Source organism: Verrucosispora sp. WMMD1129 (assembly GCF_029581255.1).
Lineage (GTDB): Bacteria > Actinomycetota > Actinomycetes > Mycobacteriales > Micromonosporaceae > Micromonospora > Micromonospora sediminimaris.
This window is the reverse complement of the sequence record NZ_CP120741.1, coordinates 4,322,031-4,343,431: the sequence shown is the minus strand read 5'-3', so window position 1 is coordinate 4,343,431 and position 21,401 is coordinate 4,322,031. Positions and strand designations below refer to the sequence as shown.

Annotated in this window: 20 protein-coding genes and 1 pseudogene; 8 read left to right on the top strand and 13 right to left on the bottom strand. The window is 69.9% G+C overall.

What is annotated here, in order from left to right:
- Positions 1-74 precede the first annotated feature (74 nt).
- Positions 75-458 carry a hypothetical protein gene (locus O7624_RS20270; RefSeq protein ID WP_282240688.1) on the top strand — a complete coding sequence of 128 codons (384 nt, stop codon included), beginning with the start codon at positions 75-77 and terminating at the stop codon, positions 456-458.
- Positions 455-751: a hypothetical protein gene (locus tag O7624_RS20265; protein ID WP_282236889.1), complete on the top strand. Its 297-nt coding sequence runs from the start codon at positions 455-457 to the stop codon at positions 749-751. The genes O7624_RS20270 and O7624_RS20265 overlap by 4 nt, the downstream gene beginning before the upstream one ends.
- A 136-nt stretch (positions 752-887) precedes the next feature.
- Here O7624_RS20265 and O7624_RS20260 read toward each other — a convergent pair whose 3' ends face one another.
- From O7624_RS20260 to purN, 3 genes and pseudogenes are all read right to left on the bottom strand, one after another.
- Positions 888-2,336 (bottom strand): NF041680 family putative transposase, encoded by a 1,449-nt coding sequence (locus O7624_RS20260; RefSeq protein ID WP_282236745.1) that lies wholly within the window; start codon positions 2,334-2,336, stop codon positions 888-890.
- 112 nt (positions 2,337-2,448) lie between these two features.
- A complete protein-coding gene (gene purH / locus O7624_RS20255; RefSeq protein WP_282240687.1) occupies positions 2,449-4,020 on the bottom strand; it encodes a bifunctional phosphoribosylaminoimidazolecarboxamide formyltransferase/IMP cyclohydrolase in 1,572 nt (523 codons plus the stop codon).
- A gap of 9 nt (positions 4,021-4,029) precedes the next feature.
- A pseudogene (gene purN, locus O7624_RS20250) lies at positions 4,030-4,635 on the bottom strand (phosphoribosylglycinamide formyltransferase); the annotation flags it as partial.
- 155 nt (positions 4,636-4,790) lie between these two features.
- Between purN and O7624_RS20245 the strand changes: the two are divergent.
- Both O7624_RS20245 and O7624_RS20240 read left to right on the top strand, forming a co-directional pair.
- Positions 4,791-5,090, top strand: a complete 300-nt coding sequence (locus O7624_RS20245) for a CD225/dispanin family protein (protein WP_093405475.1) — start codon at positions 4,791-4,793, stop codon at positions 5,088-5,090.
- 7 nt (positions 5,091-5,097) lie between these two features.
- Entirely contained in the window at positions 5,098-5,790 is a 693-nt protein-coding gene (locus O7624_RS20240) for a DUF4190 domain-containing protein (protein WP_282236888.1), read from the top strand.
- Between the two features lie 235 nt (positions 5,791-6,025).
- Here O7624_RS20240 and O7624_RS20235 read toward each other — a convergent pair whose 3' ends face one another.
- Positions 6,026-7,318 (bottom strand): DUF6350 family protein, encoded by a 1,293-nt coding sequence (locus O7624_RS20235; protein ID WP_282236887.1) that lies wholly within the window; start codon positions 7,316-7,318, stop codon positions 6,026-6,028.
- Between the two features lie 179 nt (positions 7,319-7,497).
- Between O7624_RS20235 and O7624_RS20230 the strand changes: the two genes are divergently transcribed.
- Complete coding sequence (locus O7624_RS20230) at positions 7,498-7,758, top strand: hypothetical protein (RefSeq protein ID WP_093404994.1); 261 nt, start codon at positions 7,498-7,500, stop codon at positions 7,756-7,758.
- 40 nt (positions 7,759-7,798) lie between these two features.
- Here O7624_RS20230 and sucD read toward each other — a convergent pair whose 3' ends face one another.
- From sucD to O7624_RS20215, 3 genes are all read right to left on the bottom strand, one after another.
- Positions 7,799-8,686, bottom strand: coding sequence for a succinate--CoA ligase subunit alpha (gene sucD / locus O7624_RS20225; RefSeq protein ID WP_093404991.1), 888 nt, complete (start codon positions 8,684-8,686; stop codon positions 7,799-7,801).
- A gap of 3 nt (positions 8,687-8,689) precedes the next feature.
- Complete coding sequence (gene sucC / locus O7624_RS20220) at positions 8,690-9,868, bottom strand: ADP-forming succinate--CoA ligase subunit beta (protein ID WP_093404988.1); 1,179 nt, start codon at positions 9,866-9,868, stop codon at positions 8,690-8,692.
- A gap of 508 nt (positions 9,869-10,376) precedes the next feature.
- Complete coding sequence (locus O7624_RS20215; protein WP_093404985.1) at positions 10,377-10,781, bottom strand: cobalamin B12-binding domain-containing protein; 405 nt, start codon at positions 10,779-10,781, stop codon at positions 10,377-10,379.
- Positions 10,782-11,252: 471 nt separating this feature from the next.
- On the opposite strand from O7624_RS20215, the gene O7624_RS20210 reads away from it, so the two are divergent.
- Complete coding sequence (locus O7624_RS20210; RefSeq protein WP_093404982.1) at positions 11,253-11,966, top strand: M23 family metallopeptidase; 714 nt, start codon at positions 11,253-11,255, stop codon at positions 11,964-11,966.
- 263 nt (positions 11,967-12,229) lie between these two features.
- The gene (locus O7624_RS20205) at positions 12,230-13,021 is read left to right on the top strand and encodes a M23 family metallopeptidase (RefSeq protein WP_282236886.1); all 792 of its coding nucleotides are present in this window, start codon (positions 12,230-12,232) and stop codon (positions 13,019-13,021) included.
- A 39-nt stretch (positions 13,022-13,060) separates the two neighbouring features.
- On the opposite strand, the gene O7624_RS20200 is transcribed toward O7624_RS20205, so the two are convergent.
- A complete protein-coding gene (locus O7624_RS20200; protein WP_282236885.1) occupies positions 13,061-13,576 on the bottom strand; it encodes a chloramphenicol phosphotransferase in 516 nt (171 codons plus the stop codon).
- Between the two features lie 21 nt (positions 13,577-13,597).
- Positions 13,598-16,000 carry a DNA helicase PcrA gene (gene pcrA, locus O7624_RS20195; protein ID WP_282236884.1) on the bottom strand — a complete coding sequence of 801 codons (2,403 nt, stop codon included), beginning with the start codon at positions 15,998-16,000 and terminating at the stop codon, positions 13,598-13,600.
- Positions 16,001-16,345: 345 nt separating this feature from the next.
- Here pcrA and O7624_RS20190 point away from each other — a divergent pair, with 345 nt between their 5' ends.
- The gene (locus O7624_RS20190) at positions 16,346-16,693 is read left to right on the top strand and encodes a chorismate mutase (RefSeq protein WP_210939976.1); all 348 of its coding nucleotides are present in this window, start codon (positions 16,346-16,348) and stop codon (positions 16,691-16,693) included.
- A 245-nt stretch (positions 16,694-16,938) separates the two neighbouring features.
- Here the strand turns inward: O7624_RS20190 and O7624_RS20185 are convergent, their stop codons facing one another.
- The 4 genes from O7624_RS20185 to O7624_RS20170 all read right to left on the bottom strand — a co-directional run bounded on the left by O7624_RS20185 (position 16,939) and on the right by O7624_RS20170 (position 21,323).
- On the bottom strand, positions 16,939-17,949 hold the full coding sequence (locus tag O7624_RS20185; protein WP_093404968.1) for a dipeptide ABC transporter ATP-binding protein: 1,011 nt from the start codon (positions 17,947-17,949) through the stop codon (positions 16,939-16,941).
- The gene (locus O7624_RS20180; RefSeq protein ID WP_093404964.1) at positions 17,942-18,979 is read right to left on the bottom strand and encodes an ABC transporter ATP-binding protein; all 1,038 of its coding nucleotides are present in this window, start codon (positions 18,977-18,979) and stop codon (positions 17,942-17,944) included. Before O7624_RS20180 ends, O7624_RS20185 begins: the two co-directional genes overlap by 8 nt.
- Positions 18,980-19,304: 325 nt before the next feature.
- Entirely contained in the window at positions 19,305-20,240 is a 936-nt protein-coding gene (locus O7624_RS20175; protein WP_093405472.1) for an ABC transporter permease, read from the bottom strand.
- Between the two features lie 72 nt (positions 20,241-20,312).
- Complete coding sequence (locus tag O7624_RS20170) at positions 20,313-21,323, bottom strand: ABC transporter permease (RefSeq protein WP_282236883.1); 1,011 nt, start codon at positions 21,321-21,323, stop codon at positions 20,313-20,315.
- Positions 21,324-21,401 lie beyond the last annotated feature (78 nt).

The window sequence follows — 21,401 nt, the reverse complement described above, 5'->3', positions numbered from 1 at the left end:
GTGGGTCACGCCCGGCAAGCCAGCCAGCAGACCTCGGCCGGGGAAGCTCCGGTGAGCCGATCCGTGTCCGACTCATTCGGACGGGTGGCTTCGAGCGTGCGACGCGTCTCGTACGACGAGTACCTGTCGGCCACCGCGTTGACGTTCGCCCGACGGCATCGACCTGTGTGGTCGTGGCAACTGTGGCGGCGCGTCTGCCGATGCGGAGCCGACCTTCCGTGTCGTGCCCGGCACCGGAAACCGATCTACCGGGGTCACTGGCCGCAGGAGAACGAGCAGTGATCGGCGGCCCGGAGCAGATGATCCTCGTGGTGCACGTACGAGGGCTCGATGGCATGTGTGTCGGCTGCCGGGCGTGGTGGTCGCGGCTGTCCCCGTACCCCTGCTGGCAGGTGGAGTGGGCGACCAGCAGGCAGGCCCGCGCGAGTGTCGCCCGGTTCCTGGGTGGTGTGCGGTGACCACCCACGGGCCGGTCCTGCCGATCTGGAGCTGCGGCGGCTGCGACCTGCCGTGGCCCTGCCCCACGCGGCGGCGGGAGCTACGTGCGGAGTACGCCGACGCGCCGGTGTCGCTGGCCCTCTACCTCGGTGGCTATCTCGTCCGGGCCGCCGAGGACATGCCCTGGGCACCGGCCGGAGCGCTGCACCGCCGTTTCATCGGCTGGACCAGGCAGCCAATGGAAGCACCGGAGCGACGTATCGCAACCGTGCCAGCCGAACCGGGCCGGGCCGGACGCCACCAGACCGGATGACCACCGGCGATGCAGTCTCCAGCTACAGGTTCGGTCCAAATCTTGGACAGTTTCCGTTAGTGCCTAACGGAAACTGTCCAACATCTCGCATTCGCATCTCATCCGCTGAGAAACAGGACCGGGCCTAGCTTGATCTTTAACCTGTGCGGCGTGGGCGGGGACTGCTCGAGGTCTTCGGTTTCTTCCTTGCGTTCGCGCTGATGTGCACGTCGTGTCGTTGAGCGGGTTGCTTGTTCGGTCGGCCTGGTGGTCGCCCTGGACCTGGTCGGGAGGGTTTCGGTGCGCTGGCCAGGCAGGCGGTCTTCGCGCGGAGGTGCCGGAACCCTCGTCGGACGCGGGCGGGTGAGAGGCGTTCGGGCGGTGTCGGTTTCTCCCAGGGGCGGCGCAGGTCACTGGTGAGGCCGCGTGCCAGGCGCAGCTGCGCGTAGACGGCCAGAATGAGCCAGGTCCACCGGTCGGCGGCTTGTGGGGTGCGGATCTTCGGGCAGGTCCAGCCAAGGGTCTGTTTGAGCAGCCGGAAGGTGTGCTCGATGTCGAAGCGGCGCAGGAACGCCTGCCAGAGCCGGTCAACGTCGGCGGGTGTGGCATCGGTCTCGGACCACCACAGCCACACCGGCTTCGGGATCGCGCCGCTAGGCAGGTGATTCACCTCCAGCCGGATCACGGTGCCTTCGATGAGTGGCAGGTCGCCGGTCTGGTCGATCCAGGCGTTGCGGTGCGTCAGCCGGGGATGTAGCCGGTCCCAGCTGCGGGCGGTGGCAGCGCCGTAGAGGCGAGTGTCGGTCACCGTGGTCACCTCGGGCGCGCCCCAGCTCGCGGGGTCACCGAAGATGAACTCGCTGCCGTGGCGGGGTGGTCGACCGTTCGTGCCCGGCCGTCGGGGCGGGGCCGCGTGGCGCAGCACTCGATCGGAGCGCATCCGGCCCAGCACCTGCACCGGCAGGTCGCGCAGCAGGTATGCCAATCGGGGCGTGTCGTAGCCGGCGTCGGCGACGACCAGGATGTGGGGATCACCGGTGCGCCACTGCCCAGCGGCGATGAGTCGCTGCACGAGGTGGCGGAGTTGCCCGGCGGTGACGGTGGCGGCATCATCGCCCGGCGCGAGCCGCTGAGCATCCAGCGGCGCGGTCCAGGAACTGCGACCGGGCTCCAACGCCGTGACGAACGAGTACGGCCAGCCAGGAATCATCACGTGCTGGTCCTTGCCGCGGCCGTAGGTGTGGCACAGGATCCGCTCCGCGGAGGTATGCGCGTCGGGCCGCAGCCAGCAGGTGATGTCGACCGCCAGGACAAGCCGGCCGTCGGCCGCGCGAGGCAGCGGAAGCGCCGCCAAGCTCCTGCGCAGCCGCTCGACATCCACCCGACCTCGGGCCAGCGCCGCGTACAGCGACCCATGGCCACGACGATGCTCGCCCACCAGCGACAGCTCCACCAGCGAATGCACCGGCCCGTCGCCGCACAACACCGCGTCGGCCAACTCGAACATCGCATCCGCCCGAGCGGTCAGACAGGCATGGAACTCCCGCCGAAACGCCGCCAGCTCCCCGAACGCACCAGCAGAACCAGCATCATGCACACTGACCACCAAGACAGCCCCTGGTATTGATCCTCTTCCCTCGACAAGAAGATGATCGACCAGGGGCTGTCACCATGATCAGCCGGGGTCACCGACCAGCCGCCAAAGGTTAAAGATCAAGCTAGTGGAAGAAGTGGCGGGTGCCGGTGAGGTACATGGTGACGTCGGCCCGCTTGCAGGCGTCGATCACCTCTTCGTCGCGGATGGAGCCGCCGGGCTGGACGATCGCCCGGATGCCCGCGTCGATGAGGATCTGCGGGCCGTCGGCGAACGGGAAGAACGCGTCCGAGGCGGCCACCGCACCGCGCGCCCGGTCGGCGCCGGCCCGGCTGACCGCGAGACGGGCCGAGTCGACCCGGTTGACCTGCCCCATCCCGACGCCCACCGTGGCGCCGTCCTGGGCCAGCAGGATCGCGTTGCTCTTCACCGCGCGTACCGCCCGCCAGGCGAAGGCCAGGTCGGCCAGGGTCGCCTCGTCGGCCGGCTCGCCGGTGGCCAGCCGCCAGCTGGCCGGGTCGTCGCCCTTGGCGTCGACCGCGTCACGCAGCTGCACCAGCACGCCGCCGCTGACCTGCCGCCACTCGGTCGGACGCGGCTGGAAGGCGGGCGGGCGCAGCAGCCGGATGTTCTTCTTGGCCTGGAGTGTCTCCACCGCACCGGGTTCGTAGTCGGGTGCCACCACGACCTCGGTGAAGATCTCGGCGATCTGCCCGGCGAGCTCGACCGAGACCGGCCGGTTGACGGCGATGACCCCACCGAAGGCGGAGACCGGGTCACAGGCGTGCGCCTTGCGGTGCGCCTCCGCCACATCGGTGCCGACCGCGATGCCGCACGGGTTGGCGTGCTTGATGATGGCCACCGCGGGCTGGTCGGCGAAGTCGTTCGCGGCCCGCCAGGCGGCATCCGCGTCGACGTAGTTGTTGTAGGACATCTCCTTGCCGTGCAACTGCTCGGCCTGAGCCAGCCCCACCGGGCCGGCCGGGTCGGCGTAGAGCGCGGCGGTCTGGTGCGGGTTCTCGCCGTAGCGCAGCACCGACTGCCGGCGCAGCGCCAGACCGGCGAACTCCGGCATGCCCTCCGCCGCCGGGGCGACCGAGGTGGCGAACCACTCGGCGACCGCCACGTCGTACTCGGCGATGTCGGCGAAGGCGCGGGCGGCCAGCGCCCGACGCTGCGCCAGGGTGAAGCCACCACCGCCGAGTGCGGCCAGCAGCATCGGGTACGCACCCGGGTCGGTGACCACGGCCACGCAGGCGTGGTTCTTGGCGGCCGCCCGCACCATCGCCGGGCCGCCGATGTCGATCTGCTCGACGCACTCGTCCTGACCGGCCCCGGAGGCGACGGTGTCCTGGAACGGGTACAGGTTGGACACCAGCAGGTCGATCCCGGCGATGCCGTGTTCGTCGAGCTGGGCGGTGTGCGCGTCCTTGCGCAGGTCGGCGAGGAGCCCACCGTGGATGGCCGGATGCAGGGTCTTGACCCGCCCGTCGAGGATCTCCGGGAAGCCGGTCACCTGCTCCACCGGCGTCACCGGCACCCCCGCCGCGGCGATCGTCGACGCGGTGCTGCCGGTGGAAACGATCTCCACACCGACGGCGTGCAGTGCCTGGGCCAGGCCGGCCAGGCCGGTCTTGTCGTAGACGCTGACAAGTGCTCGCCGGATGGGGCGACGCCCGTCCTGGATGGGGTTCACGCCGACCATGACCTTTCTTCCAGTGATCGTCCAACCTTCACGGACCAGCCGGCCCACCTGCTCGACGAGCTGGCTCCGCTCCGCTTCCTTGATGCGCTCGGTGAGCGTGTCGACGTCGTCGTCATCGCGTACCGGCACCGCCACCTGCGCGACGATCGGGCCGGTGTCCATCCCGGCGTCGACGAAGAAGAGGGTCGCCCCGGTCACCTTGACTCCGTAGGCGAGGGCGTCACGCGGGCCGTGGATGCCGGGAAACGCCGGCAACAGGGTGTTGTGCGTGTTCAGGTAGCGGTCGCCGAAAGCGTCGAGGAAGCGGGGACCGACCAGCTTCAGGAACCCGGCCGAGATGACCAGGTCGGGTCGGTGCTCGGCGACCCGCGCGGTGAGCGCGACGTCCCACTGCTCGCGGTCCGGATGGTCCTTGACCCGCTCCACGAAGGTGGGCACCCCCGCGGCGACGGCCCGGTCCAGGCCCGCGATGCCGTCGCGGTCCGCACCGACCGCGACCACCTGTGCCCCGTACGCCGGGTCGGCGGTCGCGTCCAGCAGAGCCTGAAGGTTGCTTCCGGAGCCGGAGACAAGAACGACGATACGGGCGGACTGGGTCACCGGCACACCCTATCCGGCCGCCGACCGGTGCCCATCCGCTGGGCAGCGCGGCGCGCGTGACCACCGAACTGGCCGAAAGCGGGTACGCTGCCGGTCGCTTGGGACCGGCGCATGTCCGGTCCCACACCCGTCAGCGAAACAACCGTGAGGAGCACGTCGTCATGCAGCCCGAGTACCAGTCACAGCCACCGCAGTCGGTCGACAACAACATGACAATGTCGATCGTCGCGATCTTCCTCTTCTGGCCGCTGGCCATCCCGGCGATCATCAACGCCTCGAAGGTCAACCCGCTGCTCCAGCAGGGTGACTACGCCGGTGCCCAGGCTGCGGCGGCCGAGTCGAAGAAGTGGTCCAAGTGGGCCCTGATCGTCGGTATCGCCTGGCTCGCGATCGTCCTGGTGTGCTGCCTCGGCGGCGGCCTGCTGGGCTCGATGAGCGACAGCAACGCCAGCGGTTACTGAGCACCGGATGCAGCCCGGTCACCCCGGTCAGGACCCGTACGGCCAGCAGCCGCCGTACGGGGACCCGACCACACCCCAGCCGGCCAACCCGTACGCGCCGCCCCCGGCCAACCCGTACGCGCCACCGCCGGCCAACCCGTACGCCCAGCCGACCGATCCGTACGGTCAGCAGCCACCGGCCGATCCGTACGGTCAGCATCCCCCGGTCCCGGGTCAGCCGGAGGCCCCGCCGCCGGCCTCGCCCGCGCCCTACGACCCGTACGCTCCGCCGGCCGGTCCTCCACCGGCGGCCGGCCAGCCCCCGGCGTACGGCCAGCCGGGCTACGGGCAGCCGGCGTACGGACAGCCGGGCTACGGGCAGCCCTACGCCGACCCGTACGCTGCGCAGCCCTACGGCGGCACGCCGATGTACCCGCACGCTGGCTTCACCGGCGCGCAGGGTCAGCAGAACACCCTCGGCCTGATCGCGATGATCCTCGGTATCGCGTCGATTCCGCTGAGCTGCTGCTACCTCGGTATCCCGCTGGGACTGGCAGCACTCGTCACCGGCTGGCTGGGCAAGCAGAAGGCCGACCAGGGGCTGGCCGGCAACTCCGGCCAGGCACTCGCCGGCCTGATCTGCGGCGCGGTGGGGCTGTTGCTGGGTCTGCTACAGATCGTCGTGGTGGCACTGAACGTCGACGGATCGATGTATCCCTGACGTAGCTGCCCACCGCCAGGGGCGTCCCGGAACAGCCGGGACGCCCCTGCCTCATCAGAGCCGCCCCACCCCTTCCCTGAGCCCCCACCCACCGCAGCCCTACCGCCTCCGGCGCGGGATGCACGGACAACATCGGGGATGTTGCCGCCTTGCGCACCCAGGCAGGCCACAACATCGGGGATTCTGCAGTCTCCCGGCGTGGGAGGCACCCACGGGCTGGGGCGCGGCGGGAGGTTCAGGTGGCGAGTCGGGCGAGCCAGCGGATGGCGGCGGCACCGAGCAGCGCGCCGGCACCGGTGACCAACAGCGCCGCGAGCGCCACCTGCCAACCGACCGGCCCGACCTCCGCCAGCCGGCCGCCGCCCAGCGGCCCGCCGGACGCCTTGGCCGCCGCGCCGAGCAGCAGGCCGGCCACCGGTCCGGCGAGCGCCGCCGGTACGAGCAGCCGCCGCCACGACAGGGATGCGCGCTCGGCGATGGCCAGGCGCAGCAGACGGCGCGCGAGCAGCCCGCCGGTGGCCATTCCAACGAGGACGGGCAGGGCGAGTACGGTGACCGCGCCGAGCCCGTCGACCGGCCCGCTGGGCAGACCGGCGAACAACGGCAGAGCCGGTAGCGCGCCGACCGACACCTCGCTGGTGCGTACCGCCGTGTCCGTGCCGACCGCGAAGCCGGGGCCGAGCAGGTAGCTGGCCGACCACACGCTGACGTTTGGCGCGTACGCGAGGCTGACCAGCGTGATGCCGGCCTGACCGGCGACACCGGTCTGATAGGCGCCGATCAGGTCGGCCGCGTCACCACCGCCGGTGGCCACCGCCAGCCCCGCCACGGCGGCTCCCGCGCCGAGCAGCACAAGCGCGGCGACCAGACCGGCACGCACGCCCTCGCGCAACGGCATCGGTGCCTGCGCGGCGAAGACCTCCGCCACCCCGGTCGTGCGGGCGGCACCGACACCGGCGGCGAGGGTGCCGACGGTCACCAGCGTCAGCCCGGCGCGTACCGGCGACACACCGGGACCACCCGCGCCGACCACGATGGCGGCAAGCGTTCCCAACAGCCCGTACGCGACACCTACCGCTGTCGCGGCGGCGAGCGTACGGCTCGGCGAACGGCCGCCGCGGGCACCGATCGCGCGACTGGCGTGCACCCCGGCCCGGGTGAGCCGCCACACCGCCAGCGCGGTCACCGCGAGCGGCGCCAGGCCCAGCGGGCCGCTGGCCGTGGCCAGGGGAACTCCGTGACCGAGGAGCCAGCCCGCCGCCCCGGCACGGGCGGCGTCGAGCAGACTGCCGGCCCCCTCGCTGAGCTGGAACAGCCAGAGCGCCAGCGCCACGGGAAGCCAGGTGGTGACGGCCGCCCCGCTGGCGGCGACCAGTGCGGCGACCGCGAGCGGCGCGTGGCTGCGCCCCGAGGGTGCCGCCCGCGCAGCGGGCACCCGGCGCGGAGGGCCGGCGCGGCCGGGTGGCCGGGCGCCGACGCCGCGGGCGTCGGTGGCCCGGCGAGGCTGGTCAGGGGTGACGAAGGACATCGGCTCTACTCTGGCATGCCGTGCCGGCCCTGGCTGCCCGACACCCGCTCGGTGCGTCCGACGCCCGGTCGCCGAACGCACCAGTTCGCCTGATCCGGCGTGGGCGGGCACCGGCTCCTCTAGCCTCGGCACAGGGGCCGTGACCGACGTCGCGGCAGCATGTGACCGGAAGGGGAGTCGTGAACGCTCCGTATCCACCGCCCCCGCCACCACCGGCCGGCCGGGACCGCACGACTCTCTGGGGCGTGCTCGGCATTGTGACCGGGGTGCTCTGCTGCGGCATCCTCGGCATCGTCTTCGGCTGGTTGTCGATCCGCGACGCGCGCCGGTACCGCCAGTCGCCGGTGCTGGGCTACGTGGCCATCGCGCTGGGCGTGCTGAACATCGTCGTCAGCCTGATCCTGCAGGCGACCGGCAACTACCCGTACTGGAACCGCTGAGGGGCCGACCTTCCGGTCGGCCCCTCGATGCGTGTTCCGCTCAGCCCGCGGACATGATCTCGCGCATCAGCTTGGCGGTCTCGGTCGGCGTCTTGCCGACCTTCACGCCGACCGCCTCCAGCGCTTCCTTCTTGGCGTCGGCGGTGCCCGCCGAGCCGGAGATGATCGCACCGGCGTGCCCCATGGTCTTGCCGGGTGGGGCGGTGAAACCGGCGATGTAGCCGACCACCGGCTTGCTGACGTTGGCCTTGATGAACTCGGCCGCCCGCTCCTCGGCGTCCCCGCCGATCTCACCGATCATGACGATGGCGTCGGTGTCCGGGTCGGCCTCGAAGGCGGCCAACGCGTCGATGTGCGTCGTCCCGATGATCGGGTCGCCGCCGATGCCGACGCAGGTGGAGAAGCCGATGTCCCGCAGCTCGTACATCATCTGGTAGGTCAGGGTGCCGCTCTTGCTGACCAGACCGATCCGGCCGGAGCCGGTGATGTCGGCCGGGATGATGCCGGCGTTCGAGGCGCCCGGCGAGGCGATGCCGGGGCAGTTCGGGCCGATGATCCGGGTCCGCTCGCCCTTGGCCACGTTGTACGCCCAGAAGGCGGCGGTGTCGTGCACCGGCACCCCCTCGGTGATCACCACGGCCAGCGGGATCTCGGCGTCGATCGCCTCGATGACCGCCGCCTTGGTGAACTGCGGCGGTACGAAGATGACTGTGACATCGGCGCCGGTGTCCTTCATCGCGTCGGCGACGCTGGCGAAGACCGGCAGTTCGGTGCCGTCGAAGTCGACGGTGGTGCCCGCCTTGCGCGGGTTGACGCCGCCCACCACATTCGTACCGGCGGCGAGCATCCGGCGGGTGTGCTTGGAACCCTCGGAACCGGTCATCCCCTGGACGATGACCTTCGAGTCCTTGGTCAGCCAGATAGCCATGTGTCAGACCCCCGCAGCCGCCAGCTCGGCGGCCCGCTCGGCCGCGCCGTCCATGGTGTCGACCCGCTCGATCAGCGGGTTGTTCGCGCCGTCGAGGATCGCTCGACCGGCCTCGGCGTTGTTGCCGTCGAGGCGGACGACGAGCGGCTTGGTGACCTGCTCGCCCCGCTGCTCCAGCAGGCCCAACGCCTGCACGATGCCGTTGGCGACCGCGTCGCAGGCGGTGATGCCGCCGAAGACGTTGACGAAGACGCTCTTGACCGACGGGTCGGAGAGGACGATCTCCAGACCGTTGGCCATGACCGCGGCGCTCGCGCCGCCGCCGATGTCGAGGAAGTTGGCCGGCTTGACGTTGCCGTGCCGCTCCCCGGCGTAGGCGACCACGTCGAGGGTCGACATGACCAGGCCCGCGCCGTTGCCGATGATGCCGACCTCGCCGTCGAGCTTGACGTAGTTGAGGTCCTTCTCCTTGGCCGCCTGCTCCAGGGGGTCCACCGCTGCCTGGTCGACAAGCGCCTCATGGTCGGGGTGCCGGAAGCCGGCGTTCTCGTCAAGCGTCACCTTGGCGTCCAGCAGCAGCAGCTTGCCCTCGGCGGTCTTGGCCAGCGGGTTCACCTCGACCAGGGTGGCGTCCTCGGCGACGAACGCCCGCCACAGGCCGACCGCGACGTCGACGACCTGGTCGGCGACCTCGGCCGGGAAGCCGGCCGCCTCGACGATCTCCCGCGCCTTCGCCTCGTCCACGCCCTTGACAGCGTCGATCGGCGCCTTGACGACCTTCTCGGGGGTCTCGGCGGCGACCTGCTCGATGTCCATGCCGCCGGCGACGCTGGCGATGCAGAGGAACGTGCGGTTCGCCCGATCGAGCAGGTACGAGAAGTAGTACTCCTCGGCCACGTCCGCGGTCACGGTGATCATGACCTTGTGGACGGTGTGGCCCTTGATGTCCATGCCGAGGATGTCGGTGGCGCGGGCCACCGTCTCCTCCGCGCCCTCGGCCAGCTTGACGCCGCCCGCCTTGCCTCGGCCGCCGACCTTCACCTGTGCCTTGACGACCACCCGGCCGCCGAGGCGTTCGGCGATCGCGCGGGCCTCCTCCGGGGTCGTGGCGACGCCGCCGGCGAGCACGGGAAGCCCGTGCCGCTCGAACAGGTCCCGCCCCTGGTACTCGTACAGGTCCACGATTGCGCGTCCCGTCCCGTCTCTGCGGCGCACCGTCGCGCCGCCACCAGCGTATGGAAAGAAAACAGTGTGATGCCCGACATCAGTTGAAGTTGACGTGGGCCGTCGAACCCTCGCCACCGCGACCACGCGCCGCAGCCGACCTGACGGTCCGGCTCGCAGAGGGAGGTGGGAAAGGTTTCATTGGGCGCAGCCTAGCGATGCCGACACCTCCGGCAACCGAGCGGGTGCGCGGTGTGCGGTAATGCACAGCCCGGGCCGATGCGCGGCCCGCCGGCAGGGCCCGGTACGGGCGACGTCACCCGTTCGAGCGATCTTGTCAGGGCAGCGACAGTTCTCGGCGGTCCTGCGTAACCCCGCAGGAAGGGCGTCGTTGAGTCAGGTGTCGGAGCGCTGGAAAGCGCGAAGACGGAAACGGCCGATGCCCTGTCGGTCGAGGGGTGGCGGCGGGGCATCGTGCATAGAGGGGCCGGACGTGTGAGGGGTGCGTCCGGCCCCTCCCCTGTGCTCAGGCCACCGGCTGGGCGACGTTGTCCCGGACCCATTCCACGATGGATGCGGTGGTGGCGCCCGGGGTGAAGATCTTGGCCACGCCGAGCCGCTCCAACTCCGGAAGGTCGGCCTCCGGGATGATGCCTCCGCCGAAGACGACGATGTCCCGTGCCTCCCGCTCGTCGAGCAGCTCAAGGACCCTGCGGAACAGCGTCATGTGCGCCCCGGAGAGCACCGAGAGACCGACCGCGTCGGCGTCCTCCTGGATCGCGGTCTCCACGATCTGCTCCGGGGTCTGGTGCAGGCCGGTGTAGATGACCTCCATGCCGGCGTCACGGAGAGCGCGCGCCACCACCTTGGCGCCACGGTCGTGGCCGTCCAGGCCCGGCTTGGCGACGACGACCCGAACACGAGAGCTCATCTGGGCATCCCTTTCACCGGCTCCGCGGCTTTCACCTGAACGAACGGTAACCCGCCCGGCCGGGGCCGGGGAACCGGGGCCGGCAGGGCGAGCGGTAAACGGCGTTCGGCATTCGGACTCGCCGCAGCCTCCGGCCACCTCACGCAGGCATCATCGACACCTCACGCACAGGCACGACCAATACGGGACGCGTCAAGCGGGACGACTCCGCCGATCGGTCACGGTGTGCGACGAACGGAGGATAACGAGGACACCCCACTACATCCCCGAGCCATGACAATCCAGTACGGAAGCGGACAGAACGTTGCAACCAATTCGGCGCTCCGGCTTGTGACAGGACTGACGGTTGGCTACCGTGTCCACGGTTGTCATCAGGTCTACGGACGGGTGACGACGCGACCAGCCGACGCACGGTCACCAGATTCGGACGACGGCTGATCCGCATCGGAACCCCGACAACGGAGGGTATGCGTGCGCCAGCGCCTGTCGTCTGAGCCCGATCGATATCGCGGCCGCCGCCGCGTACCCACCCCCCCGCGCAGCCGCTACGCCGCGGTCGTCACCACCGCCTTCGTCGGTGCCGGTGTGGTGGCGCTGGGTGCCAACGCAATGCCGGACGCCAAGAGCGTCAGCCCTTCGGTGCTCGACGAGCTGAAGCAGGCGTCGATCAGCAACCAGGGCGCGGCCGAGCGGGCCGACGCCGCCGAGCGAGCCTCCCGGGACAGTCGCACCGGCCCGGAGAGCGCCGAGGACACCGGCGTATGGCTGCTCCCCCTTCAGGGCTACGACTTCAACTCTCCCTACGGCATGCGCTGGGGCAAGCTGCACACCGGCGTCGACCTCGTCGCGCCGGAGGGCACCCCGTACGTCGCCATCCACGAGGGCACCGTCACCAAGGCCGGCTGGTTCGGCGGCTACGGAAACGCGGTGATCGTCCAGCACGCCGACGGCAGCGAGGCCATCTACGGCCACTCCTCCGCGCTCAGCGTGCGCGAGGGGCAGCAGGTCAAGGCGGGTGACCAGCTCGGCCTGGTCGGCAACACGGGCCACTCCTACGGCTCCCACCTGCACCTGGAGATCCATGTCAAGGGCGAGCCACTCGACCCGGTGCCGTGGCTTCAGGAGCGCGGAGTGGACATCAAGCTACAAGTCGAGGCAATCTACAGCGAGGTAGCCGCGTCCTGACCGGCCGTAACGCCTGCTGACCGCCCGGATCTGTCGATCCGGGCGGTTTCGCTTGGTACCTCGCGCCCGCAAGTGTCCCAGCTCACTCGCACAATTGTGACTGGCGGCACAAAGGCCGGGCGGATCAACATCGGGCAGTCGGGAACAGCCCGGCACGAAGGCGGACAGCGGCACCGACCACCGCCCGCGCCGTCCACACCCCCGGTACCCGGCACCGCCCGGACCGACACCAGGATTTCGAGGTCACGTACCACTCGAAACCAATGAGGTCCGTACCCGTGCAGGACGACAGCCCCACCCCGACCCGCGAGATCCCCCACGCCCCGGCCCGCCATCGGCGACGCCTGAGCCGGCGCTCCCGGCTGCTGGCTGTCGGTGCGGTCGCCCTGGCGGCGGTGGGCGTCGGCGGTGTCGTCATGACCGACCGCGATGCGCGGCCGACCACCAGCCCGGTCGCCCTGGACGCCCAGGCCCGGGCCGAGGCCGCCGAGCGAGCCGACCGGTCGGCTCGCGAACCCGCCGCCTCGGGCAGCCCGTCACCGAGCCAGTCGCCGAGCGCCAGCCCCACCGCGAAGCCCAGCCCGAAGCCGAAGCCGAAAGCCAGCCGAACGGCCACCGCCAAGGCGAAGCCGAAGAAGAGTACGAAGCCGAAGTCGTCCTGGGTCCTGCCGATGGCCGGAAGTGCCATCACCTCCTGCTACGGGCCCCGGTGGGGCACCCTGCACGCCGGCATCGACTTCGCCATGCCCGCCGGCACCCCCGTCCGGGCCGCCTTCGGCGGCACCGTGACCAAGGCCGGCGACGTCGGCGACGGGTACGGCATCTCGGTGGTCATCGACCACGGCAACGGCTACCTCACCCACTACGCCCACCTGAGCACGGCCAGGGTGAGCGTGGGTGCGAAGGTCAGCACCGGGCAGACGATCGGCCTGGAGGGCTCCACGGGCGATTCCACCGGCCCGCATCTGCACTTCGAGGTGCACCAGGGCCAGATGTGGAACCAGATCGACCCGGCGCCGTTCCTGCGCGCCCGCGGCCTCGACGTGGCCTGCTGACCCGCCGGGTGACACGGCTCGGGCGTCGCGCAGACGAGTTCAGCTCATCTGCGCGACGATCGCACGGGCACAGTCCAGCGATTCGGTGCGGCTGGTGTCCACCTCGACGTCGTACGCGACACCCTGGTGCACGACCGCGGCCTGCGACGCGGCCATGCCGGGCACCCGGTCGCCTCTGGCGATCTCCCGGGCGGTCGCGATGTCTGGGTCGCAGCGCACTCCGACCCAGAGCACCCGGAGGCCCTCCAGGTACCGGCGAACGCGCTCCTGCGACGCACCCCCGCCGAGAAACACGTCGTCGACGATGACCGGGGCACCGGCCCTAGCCATCGCGGCAACGCCGACCCACCAGGCGTGCTGCAGGCCGTCGAAGCCCTCCCCCAGGATGACCTCGCCCTGCGTCCCGAAGGTGACCATGGACGGTGGCAGCCGCTCGATCAGGTCGTCGATCCCGAGGTTGATCCAGGGCCCCGGGAGCAGGTGTCTGAGGCAGCGGACAATTCCCGACTTGCCTGAGCTGGATCCGCCATTGAGCACGATGACCTGAACCGTCATCCGCTGGGTCGTCCTTCCGGGTCAGATCTTCTCGATCGGGGCGTGTCGCAGCACCAGCCACAACGTCTGGTCACCGAAGTCGATCTGCGCCCGGGCACCCGGGCCGTGCCCCTCCACGGCGACCACCCGGCCGAGACCGTACCGCTGGTGGTTCACCCGGTCCCCGGCGGTGACCTTCGGCCCCTGTGGCAGCTCGCTCGCGGTGGCCAGCCGGCTGCCGTCCACCCCGAGCTTGCGGGCCAGTTGTACCGCCCGGGGCGTGCCGCCGGCAAACCCACCGCGACCGCCGGGGGTCCGCTCCGCGCGACCGCCCACGCCGCCGCCACCGCCGCCCCACGAGGTGTACGAGCCCTCGGTCCGCTCCCAGCGGACCAGCTCCGGCGGCAGCTCCTCGACGAACCGGGACGGCGGGTTGTAGGACGGCTGGCCCCACGCCGAGCGGGTCACCGCCCGGGAGAGGTAGAGCCGCTGCCGAGCGCGGGTGATGCCGACGTACGCCAGCCGACGCTCCTCCTCCAACTCCCGAGTGTCGCCCAGCGAGCGCAGGTGCGGGAAGACGCCGTCCTCCAGGCCGGTCAGGAACACCACGGGAAACTCCAGGCCCTTGGCGGTGTGCAGGGTCATCAGGGTGACCACACCCTGATGCTCGGGGTCGTCGGTGGGCACCTGGTCGGCGTCGGCGACCAGCGCGACCTGCTCCAGGAAACCGGCCAGGGTGGCCCGCTCCCCCTCCGCGCCGGTCGCCTCGATCCGTTCGGTGTACTCGCGCGCGACGCTGACCAGTTCCTGGAGGTTGTCGACCCGGCCCGCGTCCTGCGGGTCGAGGCTCTCCTCCAGCTCGGTCAGGTAACCCGAACGGGTCAGCACCGCCTCCAGCACCTCCTCCGGGGTGCCGTCGACGGCCAGCTCACGGGCGGAGTCGAGCAGCGCCACGAAGTCGGCGATGCCGTTGGCCGCCCGGGTCGAGATCCCCGGCGCGTCACCGGCGCGCCGCAACGCGGCACCGAAGGAGATCCGGTCCCGGCTGGCCAGCGCCTCCACACAGGCCTCGGCGCGATCGCCGATGCCCCGGCGCGGGGTGTTCAGGATCCGCCGCAGGCTGACCGTGTCGTCGTCGTTGACCACCGAGCGCAGGTAGGCCAGGGCGTCCCGGACCTCCTTGCGCTCGTAGAAGCGCACCCCGCCGACGACCTTGTACGGCAGACCGAGACGGATGAACACCTCCTCGAAGACCCGGGACTGGGCGTTGGTGCGGTAGAAGACCGCCACGTCGCCCGGACGCGTCTCCCCGTCGTCGACCAACCTGTCGATTTCCCGGGCCACCCAGTCCGCCTCGGCGTGCTCGGTGTCGGCGACGTACGCGACGATCGGTTCACCCTGGCCGGCGTCGCTCCACAATCGCTTCGGCTTGCGAGACGTGTTGCGGTCGATCACCGCGTTCGCGGCGTTCAGGATGGTCTGCGTGGAGCGGTAGTTCTGCTCCAGCAGGATGGTGCGGGCGTTTGTGAAGTCGCGCTCGAACTCCAGGATGTTGCGGATCGTCGCGCCCCGGAAGGCGTAGATGGACTGGTCCGCGTCGCCGACCACGCACAGCTCCGCCGGGTCGAGGCCCTCGGTGCCGGAGACCAACTCCTTGATCAGGACGTACTGCGCGTGGTTGGTGTCCTGGTACTCGTCGACCAGCACATGCCGGAAACGACGGCGGTAGCTCTCCGCGACGTGCGGATGCGACTGGAGCAGATGCACCGTCGTCATGATCAGGTCATCGAAGTCCAACGCGTGGGCCTCGCGGAGCCGCCGCTGATAGAGGGCGTACGCCTCGGCCAGGGCGCGTTCGTTGGGGCCGCTGGCCCGCGCGGCGAACGTCTCCGGGTCGACAAGCTCGTTCTTGAGGTTCGAGACCTGGGCGGCCAGGCCCCGCGCCGGATACCGCTTCGGGTCCAGGTCGAGCTCCCGGGCGACGAGCTGCATCAGCCGGCGGGAGTCGTCCGCGTCGTAGATCGAGAACGTGGACTTCAGGCCGGCCTGCTCGTGCTCGGCACGCAGGATCCGTACGCAGGCGGAGTGGAACGTGGAGACCCACATCAGCCGGGCCCGTGGGCCGACCAGGGCGGTGACCCGGTCCTTCATCTCGCCGGCGGCCTTGTTGGTGAAGGTGATCGCGATGATCTCGCCGGGATGCACGTCCCGCGCCGCGAGCAGGTACGCGATCCGGTGGGTCAGCACGCGGGTCTTGCCGGACCCGGCGCCGGCCACGATCAGCAGCGGCGAGCCCGCATGGGTGACCGCGTCCCGCTGCGGGCCGTTGAGTCCCTCCACCAGCTGCGTTGGGTCGAGGCGGCCGGGCGCGGGCCGATGAGGCTGCAGCGCCCGGGCAGGCTCGGGCTCGGGCGGGGACGCGGGGATGTCGAAGAGAGGATGCATCGCACGGCGAGTCTATGCCGCCGGCCGGACATCGCCCGCCGACGGCACCGCCCGGTGGCGTGACCCGGCAGCACCGGCGGGAGGGATTCTTCCCGACAGGTGAGCGGATGAGAGCCTTCCCCGGCCTTTCCTTGCGCGCCGACCCGGTCCGGCGGCATACTCGGCAGCGTGTTCGACAAGCGCTTCTACTTTTACTACGGCTCCGGGAGTCCGGCAGCCGTAGGTCGCGCCTGATCGATCAGACCTACGAAAAGCCCCGGGCTCTCGGAGCCCGGGGCTTTTCGCGTCCCGGAATCCGGGCAACGGGCACCACACCGCGAGGGGTACCTGAAGATGACAGACGTGATGGAGCAGAACGGCGGCGCGACCGGGTCCGGCACGATCTCGAACGGCGCCGGTGCCACCGGGCCCGAGGGGGGCACCCCCGCCACGGGGACCGCCGAGCCGGACGCCGCGAGCCGGATCGCCGAGATCCGGGTACGGATCGACGAGATCGACCGAGCGCTGATCGAGTTGTGGCAGGAGCGGGCCGCGCTCTCCCGGGAGGTCGGTGCGACCCGGATGGCCTCGGGCGGTACCCGGCTCGTCCTCTCCCGCGAGCAGGAGATCCTGGAGCGGTTCCGGTCGGCCCTGGGCGCAGACGGCACCCAACTCGCCCTACTCCTGCTCCGCGCCGGCCGCGGCCCCCTCTAACCCCCACCCCCACCCCCACCCCCACCCCCCGACCGCCCCGTTGATCAAGAAGTTTGCGTCTGCGTTCGCGCTGTTCCAGACGCAAACTTCTTGATCAACCTGGGGCTGGGTGGGTGGGTGGGTGTTGCAGGATGTGGACCGGGGCGCCGGCTGCTGGTGACGGCCGACGCCCCGAATCACTGAGGAGGCACTACCTTCACCGCTGCTTCCGGTACGGATGGACGGGAGCGGCGGCGTCTGTGGGGCTACTCCGACGCGTGCACCACGTCGCGTACCTCAGCGAAGTGGCAGGCGCTCGGGTGGCCCGAACTGTCGCGGACCTCCAGCAGCGGCACCTGCTCGGCGCAGATGTCCTGGGCCTTCCAGCACCGGGTACGGAACCGGCAGCCCGAGGGCGGGTTGGCCGGCGACGGCACGTCACCGGTCAGCACGATCTGATCCCGATGCCCACGCAGCTTCGGATCCGGCACCGGCACCGCCGACAGCAGTGCCTGCGTGTACGGGTGGGTCGGGTTGTCGTAGATCTCGTCCTCGGTGCCGATCTCGATGATCTTGCCGAGGTACATGACCGCGACCCGGTCGGCGATGTGCCGGACCACCGACAGGTCGTGGGCGATGAAGATGTACGACAGCCCGAGCTCCTTCTGGAGCTTCTCCAGCAGGTTGATCACCTGGGCCTGGATGGAGACGTCCAGCGCGGAGACCGGCTCGTCACACAGGATGATCTCCGGGTTGAGCGCCAGCGCCCGGGCGATGCCGATGCGCTGCCGCTGACCGCCGGAGAACTGGTGCGGGTACCGGGTGATGTGGTCCGGGTTGAGACCGACCAGATCGAGCAGCTCCTGCACCCTGGCCCGCCGCTTGCCCTTCGGCAGCACGTCCGGGTGCACCTCGAAGGGCTCGCCGATGATGTCGCCGACGGTCATCCGCGGGTTGAGCGAGGTGTACGGGTCCTGCATCACCAGCTGGATGTTGCGTCGGCCCCGACGTCGCTCCTCGGCGCCGACGTTTGACATGTTCTTGCCCTGCACGAACAGGTCGCCGGAGGTCGGCGTCTCCAGCCCCACCAGCAGCCGGGCCAACGTCGACTTGCCGCAGCCGGACTCGCCCACGATGCCCAGCGTCTCGCCGCGCCGCAGTTGCAGGTTGACCCCGTCGACCGCCTGCACCGCACCGTACTGCTTCTTGAAGACGATGCCCCGGGTCAGCGGGAAGTGCTTGACCAGGTCGCGGGTTTCCAGCACCACATCACTCATCGCCCTTGACCTCCTTCCAGAAGTGGCAGGCGGCCGTCCGGCTCGGCGACACCTGGTACAGCGGCGGCGCCGGGTCCTTCCGGCAGACCTCCTGCGCGTACCCGCACCGGGGGTTGAAGGCGCAGCCCGGCGGGATGTTGGTAAGCATCGGCGGCAGGCCCTTGATGGCACTGAGCTCGTGACCCTTGAGGTCCAGACGCGGGATCGACTCCAGCAGACCCTTGGTGTACGGGTGGGCGGGGCTGGCGTAGATGTCGTTCACGCCGGCTTCCTCGATGACCCGGCCGGCGTACATCACCGAGATCCGGTCCGCCACGTCGGCCACCACACCCATGTCGTGGGTGATCAGCACCAGGCCCATGTTCCGTTCCCGCTGCAACTCGGCGAGCAGCGCCATGATCTGCGCCTGCACGGTCACGTCCAGCGCGGTGGTCGGCTCGTCGGCGATCAGCACCTCGGGGTCGAGCGCCAACGCCATCGCGATCATGACGCGCTGCCGCATACCACCCGAGAACTGGTGCGGGTAGTCGTTCACCCGCTGCTTCGCCGCCGGAATCTTCACCAAGTCCAGCAGCTCGACGGCACGGGCCTTGGCGTCCTGCCGGGACATGCCCCGGTGCTTGCGGAACAGCTCGGCCAGCTGGAAACCGACGGTGAAGACCGGGTTCAACGCGGAGAGCGCGTCCTGGAAGATCATCGCGATCCGGTTCGCCCGCACCTTGCGGCGCTCCGACTCCGGCAGCTTGAGCAGGTCGACGCCCCGGTAGAGGATCTCACCGCCGGTGATGAAGCCGGGTGGGGTGTCCAGGATGCCCATGATCGCCTGAGCGGTCACGCTCTTGCCGCAGCCGGACTCGCCGAGGATCGCCCGGGTCTCACCCGCTCGCAGGTCGAAGCTCACGCCGTTCACGGCGTGAGCGATGCCGTTGCGGGTGCGGAACTCCACGTGCAGGTCCTTGACCTGCAGCGGCAGCGCATCCGGGTCCACGCCCGCCAGCGCCTCCATCTTGACGTTCACATCAGTGCTCATGCCGGCACTCCGCTTCGCTCCGTGCCCTCATGAGGCACCGTCGCCCTGTGCTGATGATTCGCTCGCAGAAGCTCGCTCATGCCGGCACTCCGCTTCGCTCCGTGCCCTCATGAGGCACCGTCGCCCTGTGCTGATGATTCGCTCGCAGAAGCTCGCTCATGCCGGCACTCCGCTTCGCTCCGTGCCCTCATGAGGCACCGTCGCCCTGTGCTGATGATTCGCTCGCAGAAGCTCGCTCATGCCGGCACTCCGCTTCGCTCCGTGCCCTCATGAGGCACCGTCGCCCTGTGCTGATGATTCGCTCGCTGAGACTCGCTCATCGGACTCACCGGAACTTCGGGTCGAGGGCGTCACGCAGCGCGTCACCCATGAGAATGAAGGACAGCACCGTGCCGACCAGCAGACCACAGGGGAAGAGCAGCAGCCACGGGTCGTCCAGGAAGTAGACCTGGTGAGTGCTGATCATGATGCCCCAGGACTGCGCTGGCTGCTGCAGCCCCACACCGAGGAAGGTCAACGTGGCCTCGGCGGCGACGAACGAGCCGAGCACGATGGTGGCGTACACAAGCATCGGGGCGATCGCGTTCGGCAGGATGTGCCGGAACATCAACCGGGAGTTGCGGGCACCGACCGCCTTCGCGGCGTGCACGTAGTCCAGGTCCTTCGACGAGATGACGCTGCCCCGGATGATCCGGGCGATGGTCGGCCAGGCCAGTAGGAACAGCACCGCGGTGATGGTCCAGATGTTCTGCCGCTTGATCACCGTGAGGAACACGATCGCGCCGAGCAGGAACGGCAGCGAGAAGAAGATGTCCATCACCCGGGAGATGACCGCGTCGACCCAGCCGCCGTAGTAGCCGGCGAGCAGGCCGAGCACCCCACCGAACACCACGATGCCGCTGGTCGCCATCACCGCGATCACCATCGACGGGCGGGCACCGTAGATCGCGTGCGAGTAGTAGTCGCAGCCCAGCACGTCGAAGCCGAAGGGGTGCTCCCAGCTCGGCGAGACCCGGGACCTGTCGGTGCTGCACGCCCGCGGGTCCTGGCTGGTCCAGAGCTTCGGGAAGAGGGCCATCGAGCCGACCGCGAGAACGTAGACGAAGGCGATCACGAAGACCGGGTCGCGCAGCAGCTGCCGCCGGGCGTCCGCCCACAGACTCGCGTTGCGCTCCTTGCCGCCCGGCGCGTCAGGCGTAGGGCCGTCGCCGGCCACCGGCGCACCACCGATGGCGGAGCCCGCGCTAGTCAGGTCACTCATGTCCACACCTCGTTTCGCTCCACCCGGCCATCAGGAACGGTCGGAAGACCTACGTCCGCCACCGTGATTCGGTCACTCATAGCGGATCCTCGGGTCGAGCACGGCATAGAGCAGGTCGACCAGCAGGTTGGCCAGCAGGACGACCAGCACCAGCATGGTCACCACCCCGACCACCACCGAGGACTCACCGGTACGCGCCGACATCGTCACCAGCCGGCCGATGCCCGGCACGTTGAAGATGGTCTCGGTGACGACCGCGCCGGCCATCGCGGCGCCGATGTCGACGCCGAGGAAGGTGATCACGGGGATCAGCGAGTTGCGGAGCGTGTGCACGCCGATGACGCGCTTGTTGGTCAGCCCCTTGGCCTTGGCGGTACGGACGTAGTCAGCACGGATGTTCTCCATGATGCTGGTCCGGGTGAGCCGGGCGGTGGTAGCGAGCGAGACCGCGCCGAGCACCATGCCGGGAATGATCAGGCTTGCGAACGGATAGTCGGGCTTGAAGCCGGGGCTGAACATGCCGGAAGAGATCACGTCCGGAATCCAGTCCTGGTCCCGCAGCACGTTGCCGAACTTGACCCCGACGAACTCCCGGACCACCAGGCCCAACACGAAGATCGGCACCGAGATGACGAAGACCGTGCTGATCTTCACCAGGTAGTCGGTGAAGCTACCGCCGCGCAGACCGGCAAGCACACCCGCTGCGATGCCGACGACCGCCTCGAACACGATCGCGATGACCAGCAGCTTGAGGGTGAACGGAATGGCATCGGCGACCAGGTCGGTGACCTCCCGCTGGCGCAGGTTGATGCCGAAGTCGAAGTGGAAGAAGATGTTCTGCAAACGGTCCAGGAAGAGCCCGAAACAGGGGTTGCCCCGCTGGTCCAGGCAGGGGTCGCCGTAGCCGAGCCGCTCGGTGATCGCCGCAAGCAGCGCGGGATCCGGCGTTCGGTCCCCGAACAGCGCCCGGACCGGGTTCCCGCTGAACTGGATCGCCAGCGAGGTCATGTAGTGCAGTAGGAACATGGTGCCCAGCACGGTGGGGATGAACTGGAGCAACCGTCGAATGACGTAGCGCCCCATGACGGGGTCTCCTCTCGGCGCTGACGTGGCGGCAACGATCACCCTGTTGGGGTCACCGTTGCCGCCACGTCGTATTAC